The 14,841-nt window shown below is 55.6% G+C and carries 12 protein-coding genes; 10 read left to right on the forward strand and 2 right to left on the reverse strand.

Features of this window, described 5'->3' with window-relative positions; genetic code table 11:
- Nucleotides 1–57 precede the first annotated feature (57 nt).
- Entirely contained in the window at nt 58–1,254 is a 1,197-nt protein-coding gene (locus ABH899_RS09510; protein ID WP_009674336.1) for an MFS transporter, read from the forward strand.
- 142 nt (nt 1,255–1,396) lie between these two features.
- Here ABH899_RS09510 and ABH899_RS09515 read toward each other — a convergent pair whose 3' ends face one another.
- Nucleotides 1,397–1,999: a beta-class carbonic anhydrase gene (locus ABH899_RS09515; RefSeq protein WP_009674331.1), complete on the reverse strand. Its 603-nt coding sequence runs from the start codon at nt 1,997–1,999 to the stop codon at nt 1,397–1,399.
- 66 nt (nt 2,000–2,065) lie between these two features.
- Nucleotides 2,066–2,389: an iron-sulfur cluster biosynthesis family protein gene (locus ABH899_RS09520; RefSeq protein ID WP_009674353.1), complete on the reverse strand. Its 324-nt coding sequence runs from the start codon at nt 2,387–2,389 to the stop codon at nt 2,066–2,068.
- 110 nt (nt 2,390–2,499) lie between these two features.
- On the opposite strand from ABH899_RS09520, the gene ABH899_RS09525 reads away from it, so the two are divergent.
- The 9 genes from ABH899_RS09525 (at nt 2,500) to mutS (ending at nt 14,798) form a co-directional block, all read left to right on the forward strand.
- Nucleotides 2,500–4,020 carry a carboxypeptidase M32 gene (locus ABH899_RS09525; protein ID WP_369995779.1) on the forward strand — a complete coding sequence of 507 codons (1,521 nt, stop codon included), beginning with the start codon at nt 2,500–2,502 and terminating at the stop codon, nt 4,018–4,020.
- A gap of 155 nt (nt 4,021–4,175) precedes the next feature.
- Entirely contained in the window at nt 4,176–5,183 is a 1,008-nt protein-coding gene (locus tag ABH899_RS09530; RefSeq protein ID WP_218229975.1) for an ABC transporter substrate-binding protein, read from the forward strand.
- An 85-nt stretch (nt 5,184–5,268) separates the two neighbouring features.
- Nucleotides 5,269–6,060, forward strand: a complete 792-nt coding sequence (locus tag ABH899_RS09535) for an ABC transporter ATP-binding protein (protein WP_369995780.1) — start codon at nt 5,269–5,271, stop codon at nt 6,058–6,060.
- Nucleotides 6,057–6,941 (forward strand): ABC transporter permease, encoded by an 885-nt coding sequence (locus tag ABH899_RS09540; RefSeq protein ID WP_369995782.1) that lies wholly within the window; start codon nt 6,057–6,059, stop codon nt 6,939–6,941. Before ABH899_RS09535 ends, ABH899_RS09540 begins: the two co-directional genes overlap by 4 nt.
- A gap of 108 nt (nt 6,942–7,049) precedes the next feature.
- Nucleotides 7,050–8,036 carry an aromatic acid exporter family protein gene (locus ABH899_RS09545; RefSeq protein ID WP_009674324.1) on the forward strand — a complete coding sequence of 329 codons (987 nt, stop codon included), beginning with the start codon at nt 7,050–7,052 and terminating at the stop codon, nt 8,034–8,036.
- 401 nt (nt 8,037–8,437) lie between these two features.
- A complete protein-coding gene (locus ABH899_RS09550; protein WP_218229978.1) occupies nt 8,438–8,587 on the forward strand; it encodes a hypothetical protein in 150 nt (49 codons plus the stop codon).
- Between the two features lie 1,261 nt (nt 8,588–9,848).
- Entirely contained in the window at nt 9,849–10,412 is a 564-nt protein-coding gene (locus ABH899_RS09555) for an outer spore coat protein CotE (RefSeq protein WP_009674367.1), read from the forward strand.
- A 101-nt stretch (nt 10,413–10,513) separates the two neighbouring features.
- Nucleotides 10,514–12,022: a putative amidoligase domain-containing protein gene (locus ABH899_RS09560; RefSeq protein ID WP_369995783.1), complete on the forward strand. Its 1,509-nt coding sequence runs from the start codon at nt 10,514–10,516 to the stop codon at nt 12,020–12,022.
- 52 nt (nt 12,023–12,074) lie between these two features.
- Nucleotides 12,075–14,798 carry a DNA mismatch repair protein MutS gene (mutS, locus tag ABH899_RS09565; protein WP_369995785.1) on the forward strand — a complete coding sequence of 908 codons (2,724 nt, stop codon included), beginning with the start codon at nt 12,075–12,077 and terminating at the stop codon, nt 14,796–14,798.
- Nucleotides 14,799–14,841 lie beyond the last annotated feature (43 nt).

The raw sequence follows: 14,841 nt of genomic DNA on the forward strand, positions 1-14,841 counted from the left end.
ATGCGATCGGGCGCTTAGGGGATAGAACAGCCCTGTCGATAGAGGAGTGAGTCGGAGTTGAAACGTTTTGCGCAGGCATCCTATGTCATGTATTTTCTGGCGGGACTGGTTATCACCACGATCGGTTCCGTGCTGCCGCAAATTTTACGGCATTACGAAGTTACTTACACAATGGGAGGCCAGCTTGTTTTCTGGGGCTCCATCGGATTTCTGGTGGGGGTGCCGGTGGCGACTCTTTTGTTAAACCGTTTTAGCGAAAAGCAGATTTTGGCGCTGGCGTGTCTGATTATTGCCGGTTCCCAGTTTATGATGTGGTCGCTGCCGCCGTTTTCGGCCATGCTGGTTATCAATTTTATGAATTGTCTCGGAACGGCTGCCGTCGAAACGATTGTGGCGACGCTCATGATGGAGGTTTTTGTGGGGCGCCGGGCGGTTGTGATGAGCTACCTGGAAGTCTCGTTCGGCCTGGGGGCTCTGCTGATGCCCGTCATCTCCAGCCTGCTGATCTCGATGGATCTGTGGAGATACTCGTTCGTGGTTACGGGAGTCATGGCCCTTGCGATGACGGGAGTGTGGGTCTTTATTACCTACTCCAAAACGGATCTCGACGACAACGCCGCGAAGGATGCGAGCAACATGGCGCCGCCCGAAAACATTTCGGCCCGTCTGAAATGGCTGCTGCTCGTTTTCTTCGGGTTTATGATTTTTATGTACTGCGGCATCGAAGGAAGCATGAACAATTTCCTGTCTTCCATCTTTATCTCGTACCTGGATGCGGCGCCTTTCCTTGCGGCACTCAGCGTCGGTCTGTTCTGGGGCGCGATGGTACTGGGACGTCTCGCCACGGGCTGGATTATCCGCAAAATCACTTACAGCCGGTTTCTGTTTATCAGTATGGCAAGCAGCCTGATTGTGCTGGCCGCTTTCATCGTGCTGCAAAACATCTGGACCGGGTATGTGCTGATTGTTGCGCTCGGATTGCTGCTGTCCGGCGTGTATTCGATTACGATGGTGTATGCCAATCATACGTTTCCGGGTCTTGCCCGGCTTGTGACAAGTCTGATTACCGGCCTGGCGGGTCTCGGGGGAGCCGTTTTCCCGGCGTTGATCGGATATGTCATGGATCAGGCGGGCACTTCCCGGGCGCTCTGGATGACGGTCGGCTTCGCCGTTTTCTATCTGCTCGGTCTTGCTGTCATCGAGGCGGTCTACAAAAAAACGCGGAGATCGGACCCTTCCTCGCCAGCTTCCTAAAGCAGCGGGTCCGGCCGCTAACGACCATGGGTATTTCAATAAAAAAACCGCCTTCGGGCGGGCGCGATGCGTTTGCAGCGCCTGCCGCCAAAAGGCGGTTTTTTTGTATGTAGACAGGTGGGACGAGTGACGTTCCGGGCAATTAAATGAACGGATACTCTTCCGGATTCGTTTTTACGGGGGTGGCGTCGTATCCTTCCGTAAGCAGGTCGAGTTTACCCGTCTGCGGGTTCATGACCAGGCCGTGTACCGGAAGGTTTTTCGGCAGGAGCGGGTGATTGCGGATAATGTTCACGCTTCCGATGACCGCTTCGTCGATATGCTCGAAACCCGTCAGCCACTTGTCGAGGTTGATGCCGGAGTTATGCAGGGTGTCCAGCACTTCGGTTTGCACGCCCCGTTCCCGCGCCTTGCTCAGAACCTTCTCCGAGTTCAAGCCGGTCATGCCGCAGTCGCGGTGTCCGATTACGAGTACTTCATCGGCGTCCAGTTCATATACGGCCACGATAATGCTCCGCATAATACTTCCGAAAGGGTGGGAGACGAGAGCGCCCGCGTTTTTAATAATCTTGGAATCGCCGTTGCGCAGGTTCATCGCCTTGGGAAGCAGTTCCACCAGACGGGTGTCCATACAGGTCAGGATAACCATCCGTTTATCGGGAAACTTGGTTGTCAAATACTGTTCGTACTCTTTGGATTCCACAAACGATTCATTGTAATTGAGAATTTCGGATATCAAACTCATATAGATCCTCCGCTTCTTTTGTATGGTTTCTTTTTATGGCAAAGACAGCCTGAGGGCCGTCTTGTGCTAATTTACGCAGTTGACCAGTCTCATGGCCGGATTGTAGGTCTGCTGGCTGCTCTTCAGGACGTAGGTTCCCCGCTGGGGCATGTAGTCGACCGACAGATTTTCCTCGAAGAAAACTTCTTTGCGGGGATCGTACTGCACGGTGAACGCATTGCTCCGCGCATCTACGTCGCCTTCGGTATGGGCGGCCTGGATTTGAAGAGCGGCTACCCCGGCCAGGGCGCATCCGCAGCCTTCCGTATCGTAGAACAGCCTGAGGATCGCATCCTGGGGCAGACGGTTTGTAAGGGCTTCGACGGCCGCTTCGCTAAAGTGAATATACATGCGTAAGCTCCCTCCTTTTTATCAATTGTATCACAAACGGAAGAATTTGATTATCTCCCGCATAGAAAGTATGATGACAGTATACCTGTTTAGTGAAAGGAGAATCCACCATGAGCCAGACAGACTATCAGGGCAAACTGGATGAATTCCGCAAATACATACGTAAAATCAAACATTATGAAGAAGCAGTCGGCCTCATTTATTGGGACTTGCGCACCGGCGCTCCCAAGAAGGGGGCATCCGAGCGTTCCGAAGTCATCGGCGAGCTGTCCACCGAAGCGTTCCGGCTATCGGTATCCGACCAAATGGGCGAATACCTGGATTTCCTCTCCGATACGGCACGCATCGAGGAACTGGACGAAACGAACCGCCGCATCGTTCACGAAGCGAAGAAGGAATTTGACCGCAGCAAAAAGATTCCGCCTGAGAAGTATCAAGAATACGTCGTACTGACTTCCAAAGCGGAAAGCGTCTGGGAAGAGGCGAAGGAAAAGAACGATTTCGCCATGTTCCAGCCTTACCTGGAAAAAATCGTGGAAACGAACCTGGAATTCGTCGAGCTTTGGGGCTACAAAGGGCATAAATACAATACCCTTCTCGATATGTACGAACCCGGCATGACCGTCGAGAAGCTGGACGAAGTGTTCGGAGCTCTCCGCAGCGAAGTCGTGCCTCTCCTGGCCGAAATCAAGAAGGCGCCGCAGCCGGACCGTTCGTTCCTGCGCCAGACGTTCGACAAGGAGAAGCAGAAGCATTTCTCGCTGTTCATCTTAAAGGAACTGGGTTACGACTTCGAAGCGGGACGTCTGGACGAAACCGTCCATCCGTTCGCGACCGGCCTGAATCCGGGCGATGTCCGCATCACGACCCGTTACCTGCCTGAAGACGCGACAAGTGCGCTCTTCGGTACGATTCACGAGTGCGGGCATGCGCTCTACGAGCAGAACATTTCGGAAGACTTGATCGGAACGAATCTCTGCACGGGAACGTCGATGGGCATTCACGAGTCACAATCCCGTTTCTGGGAGAATATGGTAGGTAGAAGCCGCGAGTTCTGGTCCCGTTACTACGCCGACCTGCAGCGGACCTTCCCCGGACAGTTCGATAATGTGAGCGAAGAGGCGTTTTACCGGGCGATTAACCATACCGAGCCTTCACTGATCCGGATCGAAGCGGACGAACTGACCTACAATCTCCACATCATGATCCGCTACGAGCTTGAAAAAGCGCTGTTCAGCGGGGAGCTCAAAGTCGCCGACCTGCCCGAAGCCTGGAACGCGAAATACCGCGAGTACCTGGGCATCGAGGCGGACACGAACGCGGAAGGCGTGCTTCAGGATGTGCACTGGGCCGGCGGCTCCTTCGGGTACTTCCCGTCTTACGCGCTCGGCAACATGTATGCCGCCCAGTTCACCAACACGCTGCGCAAAGAGATTCCGGCGTTTGACGAGCTGCTGGCCAAAGGCGATTTCGCTCCGATCAAACAGTTCCTGGTCGAGCACATTTACCGCTACGGAAAATCCCAGACGCCTAACGAGATCGTCCGCCGCGTGACGGGCGAGGATCTCAATCCGCAGTATCTGGTGGATTACCTCAAGGACAAATATAAGCCGCTCTACGGCTTAAGCTAATAGAAGTTGTAAAAAAACCGCCCCGGATGACGTTGGCTGCTTCGGCCACCGCCTTTCGGGGCGGTTTTTTTTTGCCCAGAGGGCCTTCCGTCCATTAACCCGCCCGCCTGCTTGTGCATATGCTGATAGCAATCAAGAAGAATGGAGGAGACGCCATGAAACGAAGATCTATCGTCTTCCTCCTGCTGTCGGTGCTGTTGGCGGGATTGGTTCTGCCGGGCTGCTCGAAACAGGAAGAAGTCAGCAAAATCCGTATCGGTGAAGTCACGAGATCGATCTTTTACGCGCCTCAATATGTCGCGCTTTCGCAAGGCTTTTTTAAGGATGAGGGACTGGAAGTGGACCTGACGACTACGGCCGGAGGGGACAAAACGATGACCACGCTGCTCTCCGGCGGCATCGACGTGGCGCTGGTCGGATCGGAAACGTCGATTTATGTGCATCAGCAGGGAAGCGACGATCCCGTCATCAACTTTGCCCAGCTTACGCAGACGGACGGCACCTTTCTCGTATCGCGTACGAAGCCGGCCGGAAATTTCGACTGGAGCGCGCTTAAAGGAAAAACCTTCCTTGGCCAGCGCAAGGGCGGAATGCCGCAAATGGCCGGAGAGTTTGCGCTGCGCAAGCACGGCATTGACCCCCGCAAGGATTTAAACCTGATCCAGAATGTCGATTTTGCGAACATTGCTTCCGCTTTTTCTTCCGGAACGGGGGAATATGTCCAGCTTTTCGAGCCTCAGGCGTCCGTATTCGAGAAAGAGGGAAGAGGCTACGTCCTGGCCTCGTTCGGAGTCGAAAGCGGCAAACTGCCGTACACCGTTTACATGGCGAAACAAAGCTTTATCAAGAAAAACCCGAACGCGGTTCAGAAGTTTACGAATGCCGTACAGCGGGCCCAGAACTGGATGCATACGAAAAGCGTCAACGAAATCGCGGATGCGGTTCTGCCTTATTTTAAGGATACCGATCCGGAAATCGTGAGAAGCGTGGTGAAACGGTATAAAGACCAGAACACCTACGCCGGCGATCCCGTCATCGACGAAGCGGAATGGAACAACCTCCAGGACGTCATGACTCAGGCGGGTGAGCTGAAAGCGAAGGCCGATTGGAGCACGCTGGTGGACAACAGTTTTGCCGAGAAAGCTAAGGTGAACGTGAAGTGAGCAGGCACGGCCTGCTTAGTGCCGCGGCTGCCGGCTTTGGCTGCGGGGGTCTTTCTCGTGCAAGCGGATAAGGAGGGATGCGACCATGGATACAGCGGCCACGGTTCAAGTTAGCGGCATGACGCATGTTTACGTGTCGGACGCCCAGGCGAACCCGGCCTTGGAAAACATCGAACTGACCATCCGGCCGGGTGAATTCGTCAGCCTGCTTGGCCCGAGCGGTTGCGGTAAAACGACGCTTTTGTCCATTATCGCCGGTTTGATCCGGCCCACCCGGGGGCAGGTGCTGATTAACGGCCGGGAAATAGATTCCCCTACTTCCCGGGTCGGGTATATGCTGCAGCAGGATTACCTGTTTCCGTGGAGGACAATTTACGGCAATGCCGTCATCGGACTCGAGCTGCTGGGCAGGCTGAACAAGGAAACGGGAGCGTACGTCGATCATCTCCTGGAGGAGATGGGGCTTGCCGCATTCCGCGATTACCGGCCCGCCCAGTTGTCGGGCGGAATGAGGCAGCGCGTCGCCCTCGTCCGGACGCTGGCCGCGGGGCCCGAGCTGCTGCTTCTGGATGAGCCGTTTTCCGCGCTCGATTACCAGACTAAGCTGCAGCTCGAGGATCTCGTCGTGCAGACGCTCCGTTCACGGGGCAAAACGGCGCTGCTCGTCACGCATGATATCACGGAAGCCATCGCGATGAGCGACCGGATTATCCTGCTTGAACCGCACCCGGGCCGAATCCGGCGGGAGATTGCCGTCCCGGAGCCTATCCGGCGGACGCTGCCTTTCGAAGCGAGAGAAAAGCCGGGATTTCACGAGCTTTTCCACGAGATATGGCAGGAATTCGAGCGTATGGGCGGAAAGGAGGCGGAAACGTGAACCATCATCCGGCAGATGAAACCGCACAGAATCAAGTAGCCGGTATCCACGCACAGGTGAACGGTCAGAAGCATACAGACGGCGGAAAGCTTGCGGATACGATCCATGCGGCCCATCTGGAGGCCAAACGCAAAGTTGCGGTTCGTGTCCGTGTCGCCCAACTGCTCATCCTTGTGATCAGCCTGGGCGTATGGGAAGCCGCGGGCCGCCTGAAATGGATCGATGTGCTGCTGTTCAGCTATCCGAGCAAAGTTTTTGTTCTCCTGGCTTCCAAAATCGCGGACGGCTCCATTTTTCCCCACACGGGATATACCGTCTATGAGACGGTTGTCGGCTTCGTGCTCGGCACGCTTTTCGGGACGGCGCTGGCGATGCTGCTCTGGTGGTCGCCCTTCCTGTCCCGCGTGCTCGATCCGTACATCGTCGTGCTTAACAGCATGCCGAAAGTGGCGCTGGGTCCGCTGTTTATCGTCGGCTTCGGTCCCGGGATGCTGTCCATTATCGCGACCACGCTCTCGATTACCGTCATCATTACGACACTGGTGGTGTACGGGAGCTTCAAGGAAGTCGACGACAATTACGTGAAAGTTGTCCGCATCTTTGGGGGGAGCCGGGGCGAGGTCTTCCGCAAAGTGATCCTTCCCGCGTCGTTTCCCACGATAGTGGCAACGTTGAAAGCGAACGTCGGCCTTGCCTGGGTCGGGGTCATTGTCGGCGAATTCCTGGTTTCCAAAATGGGGCTCGGCTACCTCATCGTGTACGGATTCCAGGTGTTCAACTTCACTCTCGTCATAGCAAGTCTGGTCGTGATCGCGATCGTCGCGACCTTTATGTATCAGGCCGTCGTCTATTTGGAGAATAAATTGATGTCCCGCCGGTAAGTCTGAGAGAAGCATAAATTGCCGCTCTTGTGACCGGTAGACTTGAACAATATCGCCGAACATGGAATAATCGAAACAGAAAAAATCCACTAGACGGAGCAAACATCTATGAACATTCCTTTCATCGGCATTCGCGTCTTAAAAACGGCTCTGGCCGTCATCGTATCGATTACTTTGGCCCGGTGGATCGGCTTAACCAGCCCCAATTCCGCAGGGCTTCTTGCTATTTTGGGCATTCAGGTAACGAAGCGCAGAGGCATCAACAACGCTTTTCAGCGGATCGCGGCTTCCATTCTGGCCGTCCTTTTCGCATCCGTCCTGTTCAGCCTGCTCGGCTTCCACGTTTGGGTGCTCAGTTTGTTCGTACTTATCGTTTTCCCGGTCTTGCACCGGATAAAGCTGAGCGACGGAGCGGTCACGGCTTCCGTAACCATTTTTCACATTTATAATGCGCAGTTGATCAGCCCCCCGCTTATTTTAAATGAAATCATCCTTCTGATCGTCGGATTGGGAAGCGCCACGCTGATCAACATTTCGTATATGCCCAAAGCGGACAAAGAAATCGAGTTTTACCGGTCCAAAGTCGAGGGGCTTTTCTCGGATGTGTTTCTGCACATTGCCGAACATCTAAGGGATACGACTGTCGTCTGGAACGGGAAGGAACTCCTCGAGCTGGACGAAGTGCTGAAAACGGGAACCGAAACGGCCAGCCGGTCGATTGAGAACGCGCTGCTTTTCGGCACTCATACGTATACGGACATGCAGCTCTATTTTTACATGCGCAACGAGCAGTTCGAATCCCTTCAGCGGATGGCGCTGCTGGTGTCCCAGGTCAGCCGGGAGCTGCCTCTCGGGGAAAGTCTCGCTTCTATTTTCGAAGAGCTTAGCAAAGACTGCAAAGTAGACTACTACACCGGACGTTCGGAGAAAAAGCTGGCCGCCCTGCAGGCGAACTTCAAGATGGAGACGCTGCCGCAGACGCTTTCCGAGTTCGAGGCAAGAGCGGCCCTCCAGCAGTTGACCCGGGAACTGAGCTATTATTTGAACATCGCCAAAAAGCAAAAAAAACAGAAGCCCGCGTCCGCGCGCTCCTGATCATGTTGGTGCCCTTGGCGACTCCCCCGAGCCTGACGGCCGGGGGATTTTTATATAATTGATAGGAAGACTATGCCAGTTTCTCGATTGAAAGAGAAGCGCTTACGGTTGGTGTTCCTCCGCCGATTGCGTTTTGTAAAGTTAAAGCCCCCGTATTATCTATCCGGTTTAAGGTCAATACTCCGCCGGCTGTTAATTGAACGATAACCTGCCCGGTGTATGGATTGTTTCCGGCGCCGGTTCCATAGTTACTGCAGGGAACCAGGGCCGCAGGGGTCGGGCCAGCCGCGTCGGGGTCAAAGAACAAGCCGAAAGCGTTATTCCCGGCTGTAGGGAACACCTCATACGTAATTTTATAAAATCCGTTTTCATTTATGATAATGCTGGACGGAGGTGCGAATGTGACGGCTGTCGCACTGATGACGGAGTCGTTAAAGGATACGGCCCCGCCTTGCCCCCCCGGTTCGGCTGCCGCGGCTATCGTCTGCGCCGCTGTGCTGCACACAAAGGCAAACGATGAAATTCCGCCTGCGGGTCCCTGGGGTCCTTGAGGTCCGGCGGGACCTTGGATTCCCTGGGGCCCTGTTAGGCCGGCAGGACCTTGGGGTCCTTGCGGGCCTTGAGGACCGGGAAGTCCTTGGGGTCCAGGAATAGGCGTTACGTTTACGGTAGGCGGGGGACAGGATACTTTTACGATTTTCTTTTTTACAATGACGATTTTATTTTTTCTCTTCGGTTTACACACGATAACTGTTTTTTTGTGACATCTCTTTCTCTTTGGACAATTCATTTAAGATACCTCCTCGGAATGTTTAATACAAGATCATCCTATGACAGGTATCTAATGCATGAAAGGACGATAACCTATTTTTAGAAAAAGAGGTTAATGCGGAGGGGCAGCCGTTTAGTGTCTATCAACTAAGTCCAATCAAAATTTTATAGGGTTCATAAAGTGATAGCGGACAATGAGATACCTCACTATTCGAGGCCCCTTTTTAGGGGTTTTTTTTATTCAAAAGATTCACTTAACCCGTAAGATGTCAGCCCCGGATCCGGCCGTATAAGGTAACAGGCATAATTATCCCGTGATGAAGCGGTTTGCGGATCGCCGGAGGAGCCCAGTCTGCAATATCAATTTCAGTTGGTTTTGGGTTTTTTATTAGAACTCATCGTGCGGGGTTTGCCACAGCGTCAATAAAGAGCCGGGGCGCATAAAGAAGTTCCACGCAACCGGGCCGCATGCTTTGAGCATGGCTACGGAAGGCATTGAAATAAGTGTAGGCCGCATACGTACAATGCTTGAAAAAATCAAGTCCGAGCACCGATATTGGAGCTCGGGCTTTCACATAGGCCGGATATCAGTCCGGTAATCCGCAAAGTTAAAACACTTCTGCTGAAGCGCCCATGAAAGTTATCCTTGGTGCTGAATATTCGAGCGGGGTTCTTCTTATCCCCGGTAACGATTCCGTATGCAGCGGGAGAAAGCAGCCGATCTAAGTGTCATGAGGATTGGTTGACGATGGTGTGGTGGCTTGGAGCAGCGGAAATACGACACGGCCAAAGCTCGATTCGTGAAGCGGAACGAAAAAATAACCAGCTGCGTTCAACCGCAGCCGGCTACTGAAGAGTGATCGTTATCGGGTCCCATTTCATCTGGATCGGTTTATTTCCATTTAACTATTATAAGAAGACGAAGCTTGATTTAATGCGGAATTTACAAATTATCTTGATTTGATTGCGTCCGTTCAATCAACAATCGCCTATGTCCTGCATACACTTGTAATGAATGATTGCATGGAGGAGGTTGAAAGGATGTCAATAGATAGAAATTTGCAAAGCAGAGAGATCATTGTGAAAGCTGTCTGCGGCAAAGGACGCAAATTTTCGCACGTAAGTCATACCGTGACTCCGCCTCATGCTCCAACCAGTATCTTAGGCGCCTGGATCATCAACAATCAGTACGAAGCCGTCAAGTCTGGAGAAGGAGTCGAGGTCGTCGGTACTTACGATATCAACATCTGGTATTCGTATGATCGGAATACGAAAACCGATGTCGCGAAAGAAACGGTATCTTATGCGGAGGTAGTCGGCTTGTCGTACCTCGACAAGCGGCACAAGTCTGCCACGGCGGAAGTTTCTGCGGTCGCAACGCAGGAACCGAACTGTGTGGAAGCGAGCATCTCCGGAGGCGGTAACGTGCTGATCCGCGTAGAGCGCGAATTCCATGTGGAGCTGACGGCGGAAACGAAGGTGCACGTGATCGTGGATCCGAACGGCGGAGATTTCGAAGAGAAGCATGTAGACTTCGATCTCATCAGCGATGATGGAGATTTCGAAGATTTGAACCCCGATCTGCTGGAAGATGATTTAAGTTAAAGGTTCCTTCATCTTATGCACCGGAAGAAGCTGGGGCAGAGGGCGTTTGCCCTCTTTTTTGTTTCTCCGGGTAAAAATGGGCAGCCGGGAGGAGGACGACTATGCAGCTCTTCGTGCTGTACTCCGGGCGGGATAAGCAGACGGTTTCCGTTATGAGCCGGGAATTGGATCTCCTGAACATTCCGCATGGGGAAAAGCTTCCGGAGAAGACGCCTGTGAGAATCGCAGCCTGGGGCAATCTATCGGCGGAGCAGGCGCGGGAATTGGCCGCAATGCCGCGGCGCGCTCTGCTGCAGCCTCCGGAAGCGGTCTCTCTGGCGGTGAGGGAAGAGGACGCGAGGATGCAGCTTGCCGTACACGGCATCCGGACGATCCGCGGCTCCCTGGAAGATACGGAGGCCGACCGCCGAGGTCGCGGCATCCGCCGGGGCGGCCGGCCTTATTCCTACGAATACCGTATACCGGTTTTCCATATGGAGGCCCTCGCCGTTTACCGGCAGAAAAACAACCTGCTGCTCCTTCCAGGCTCGGCCGGAACAGAGCCGTCCGGTTTTCAGGAAGTCAGCCTGGAGCAGCAGACGTTTCACACCCAGCGCGCCGTCCGCGAGTCGGTCAAGGCGGTGTACGCGCTCGGCCTCGACTACGGACTCGTGCATATCGCGATCGAGCCTTCCGGCAGGACGCTCGTGCTGCGGGTAGATCCTTCGCCGCGGCCGGATCAGCCGCTGGCGGCGCTCTTTGCGCACGCCATCGGGCAATACGCCGTGCAGCTCTCGCAGGAGCTGGTGCGGACGGAGCCGGCGGTACTCGGGAGCGATCCCGAGTTTCTGCTGGTTAATCCGCGCGGCAAAGTCGTGTCCGCCTCCAAGTATCTGGAGCGGGAAGGCCAGGTCGGCTGCGACGCGATCGTGCTCAGCGGCCACCGCGTCATTCTGCCGCTGGCCGAGCTGCGGCCGCAGCCGAGCAGCGAACCGGCGCAACTGGCCGCCAACCTGCGCCGGACGATGCGTACGGCCGCGCGCAAGATCGGCGACGAGAGCCTCGCCTGGATCGCCGGCGGCATGCCGCTGCCGGGCTTTCCGCTTGGCGGGCATGTACATTTCAGCCGCTGTTGGCTGAATTCGCACCTGCTGCGCGCGCTGGATAACTACCTGACGCTCCCGCTTACGATGATCGAGGGAGAGACGACCGCGCAGCGCCGACCGCGCTACGGGCTGCTGGGGGATTACCGCCGGCAGCGGCACGGCGGGTTTGAGTACCGGACGCTTCCGAGCTGGCTGGTTTCGCCCGAAATAACCCTCGGCGTGTTCGCGCTTGCGCGGATTATCGCAGACCGTTATTTCGAGCTGGACCAAAGGCCGCTGGACGATATGGAGGCTCAGGAGAATTATTATGCAGGCAATAAGCCGGGCCTGGCGGATGCGGCGGAAAGCGTATGGGCCGATCTCGAGAAACAGCCCATGTACGGGGAATTCGCAAGGTATCTGCGTCCGCTGAGAGAACAGTCGCGGCGCATGGAAGGCTGGCAGGAACTCGCCGATTTCCGGAGGAGCTGGAAAATCGGTCCCTACGGACGGAAACAGGATGCCAGGCAGGAAAACATGCTATAATAGAAGAATCATAGACAGCCTTATCCGCTGAACGTTTCGTCGGAGGTTTAGAATGACTCAATACACACCCATGATCCAACAGTATCTGGCAATCAAGGCTCAGGTGCCGGATGCTTTTTTGTTTTTCCGTTTGGGAGATTTCTATGAATTGTTTTTCGAAGACGCCATCAACGCTTCCCGCGAGCTGGAGATAACCTTGACGGGGCGCGGCGGCGGTACGGAAGAACGGATCCCCATGTGCGGGGTTCCCTATCATTCCGCGGACAATTATATTTCCCGTCTCATAGAGAAAGGCTACAAGGCCGCCATCTGCGAGCAGGTCGAAGACCCTTCCGCAGCCAAAGGCGTCGTCCGCCGGGAAATTGTCCGGATCGTGACGCCGGGCACCGTGATGGACGGCAAGACGCTTGGAGACGCGAGCAACAATTACATAGCGGCCGTCGCACAGGTCGGCGGCCGGTACGGTTTCAGCGCCTGCGACGTGTCCACCGGAGAATTGTATGCAACCTCCCTGTCGGACTCGTTCCAAATGCTGATCGACGAGCTGAACGCGTACGCTCCGGCAGAGATTATCGGGGACGGTCCGCTTCTTGACCGGGTCCGGAGCCAGATTCCGCTTACGGCGAAGTCCACGGTGTTTACGGCATGGGAGCGGGCGGCGGACGACAAGCTCGCTCCGCAGTTCGGAGAAGGGGCGGCCGGAAAGCTGGACGCCTCCGCAAGACGCGTCGTTTCGCTTCTCTTGGCCTATTTGCATGAAACGCAGAAACAGAGCTTGACCCATATCAAAGAAATCCGCGCCTACTCGCCCCAGCAGTATATGACGATGGATCCTTTCACACGCCGCAATCTTGAGCTGGTGGAAACGGTCCGGGAACGCAGCCGTAAGGGGTCGCTCCTGTGGCTGCTGGACGAAACGGTCACCGCCATGGGCGCCCGTATGCTGCGCCGTTGGATCGAGAAACCGCTGATGCAGGCCGATGCGATCCGCAGCCGGCATGACGCGGTGGAGACGCTGTACAAACAGTTTATTTTGCGCGACGATCTTCGCACCGTTTTGAAAGAAGTGTATGATCTGGAGCGGCTCGTCGCCCGGATGGCCTACGGAAGCGCCAACGCCCGGGACATGATTGCGCTCCGGGTTTCGCTGGAGCAGGTGCCCCGTCTGAAGGACGTCTGCGCCGGTGCGGGCGCCCGGGTTCTCGAACGGCTTGTGGACGAAATGGACCCCTGCTCCGACATCTCGGAGATGATTCTCGGAGCCATCGAGGACGAACCGCCTGTGTCCGTACGCGACGGAGGCATGATCCGCGAAGGCTATCACGACTACCTGGATCAGCTCCGCGAAGCGAGCACCAACGGGAAGAAGTGGATCGCCGAGCTGGAAAGAAGCGAGCGCGAGGCGACCGGCATCAGGTCGCTCAAAGTCGGCTACAACAAAGTGTTCGGTTACTACATCGAGGTAACCAAGGCCAACGTGGGGTCCCTTCCCGAAGGGCGCTACGAGCGCAAGCAGACACTCGCGAACGCCGAACGCTTCGTCACTCCTGAATTGAAGGAGAAAGAAGCGCTTATTCTCGAAGCGGAGGACAAACGCACCGATCTGGAGTACGAGCTGTTCGTGCAGCTTCGCGAACGGATTTCCTCGCAGATCGGACGCCTCCAGAAGCTGGCCGAGGCGATAGCGGAGCTGGACGTGTACCAGTCGCTGGCAGCGGTGAGCGCGTCCAACCGGTTTATTCGTCCGGAGGTCGGCGACGGCTACGATCTGCACATCGAAGAAGGCAGGCATCCGGTCGTCGAGGCGGTGCTTGAAAGCGGGGCGTTCATCGAGAACGAAACGAAGCTTACCGCCGGCGACGGAAGCATGCTGCTGATTACCGGCCCGAACATGGCGGGTAAAAGCACGTATATGCGGCAGGTTGCCGTTATTTGCCTGATGGCGCAGATCGGCTGCTTCGTACCGGCAAGCAGCGCGAAGATTCCGATCATCGACCGTATTTTCACGCGAATCGGTGCAGCCGACGACCTGATCGGCGGCCAGAGCACGTTCATGGTGGAGATGATGGACATTCAGGTGATGACGGAGAAGGCGACCGAGCGCAGCCTTGTCATTATCGACGAGCTGGGCCGGGGAACCTCGACAGGAGAAGGCATGGCGATCGCCCAGGCGGTCATCGAGTTCCTCCATCACGAGATCGGGTGCAAAACGCTCGTCTCCACACACTTTCACGAGCTGGCCCATCTGGAAGAAAGTCTTCCGCAGCTGCGGAATTACTGCATGGCCGTCAAGGAAAGCGGGCAGCAGGTTACGTTCCTGCGCAAGCTGATCCGGGGCGCGGCCAGTACGAGCTACGGCATCTACTGCGCCCAGATTGCGGGTCTGCCTGACGGGATTATATCCCGCTCGTACGAGCTTCTGCAGACTTTCGAGGCGCGTGCGGCAGCCGAAGGTCCGGAACCGGGAGCCGGGTCATCCGGCGGGGACGTTCTGACGGGGGCGCCTGCAGCCCGTACGTCCGCGAATTCGTCAGGATCCGGGGAGGCGAGCGCTCCTTACGGTGCGCCGGAGGAAGCGGCGTCCCAGCGCTCCGCCGTAGAGCAGCTGAGCTTTTTCGAGGAGGCGAAGCCGGTCCGGGCACAGGCGGCTTCCGCCAAGCCGGACCCGCAGACGCAAGCGGTCATCGAGGAGCTTAAAGCGCTGGATCTGCTAAACATTACACCGCTTCAGGCAATTAATGTCATTTACGAGCTGAAGAAAAAACTACAGAACTGACAGCGGAAAACCGCTTTTTTTCCAAATAAATGATTCTCAACAA

The sequence above is a fragment of the Paenibacillus sp. RC84 genome (assembly GCF_041260495.1).
In the GTDB taxonomy this organism is placed as follows: Bacteria; Bacillota; Bacilli; order Paenibacillales; family NBRC-103111; genus Paenibacillus_F.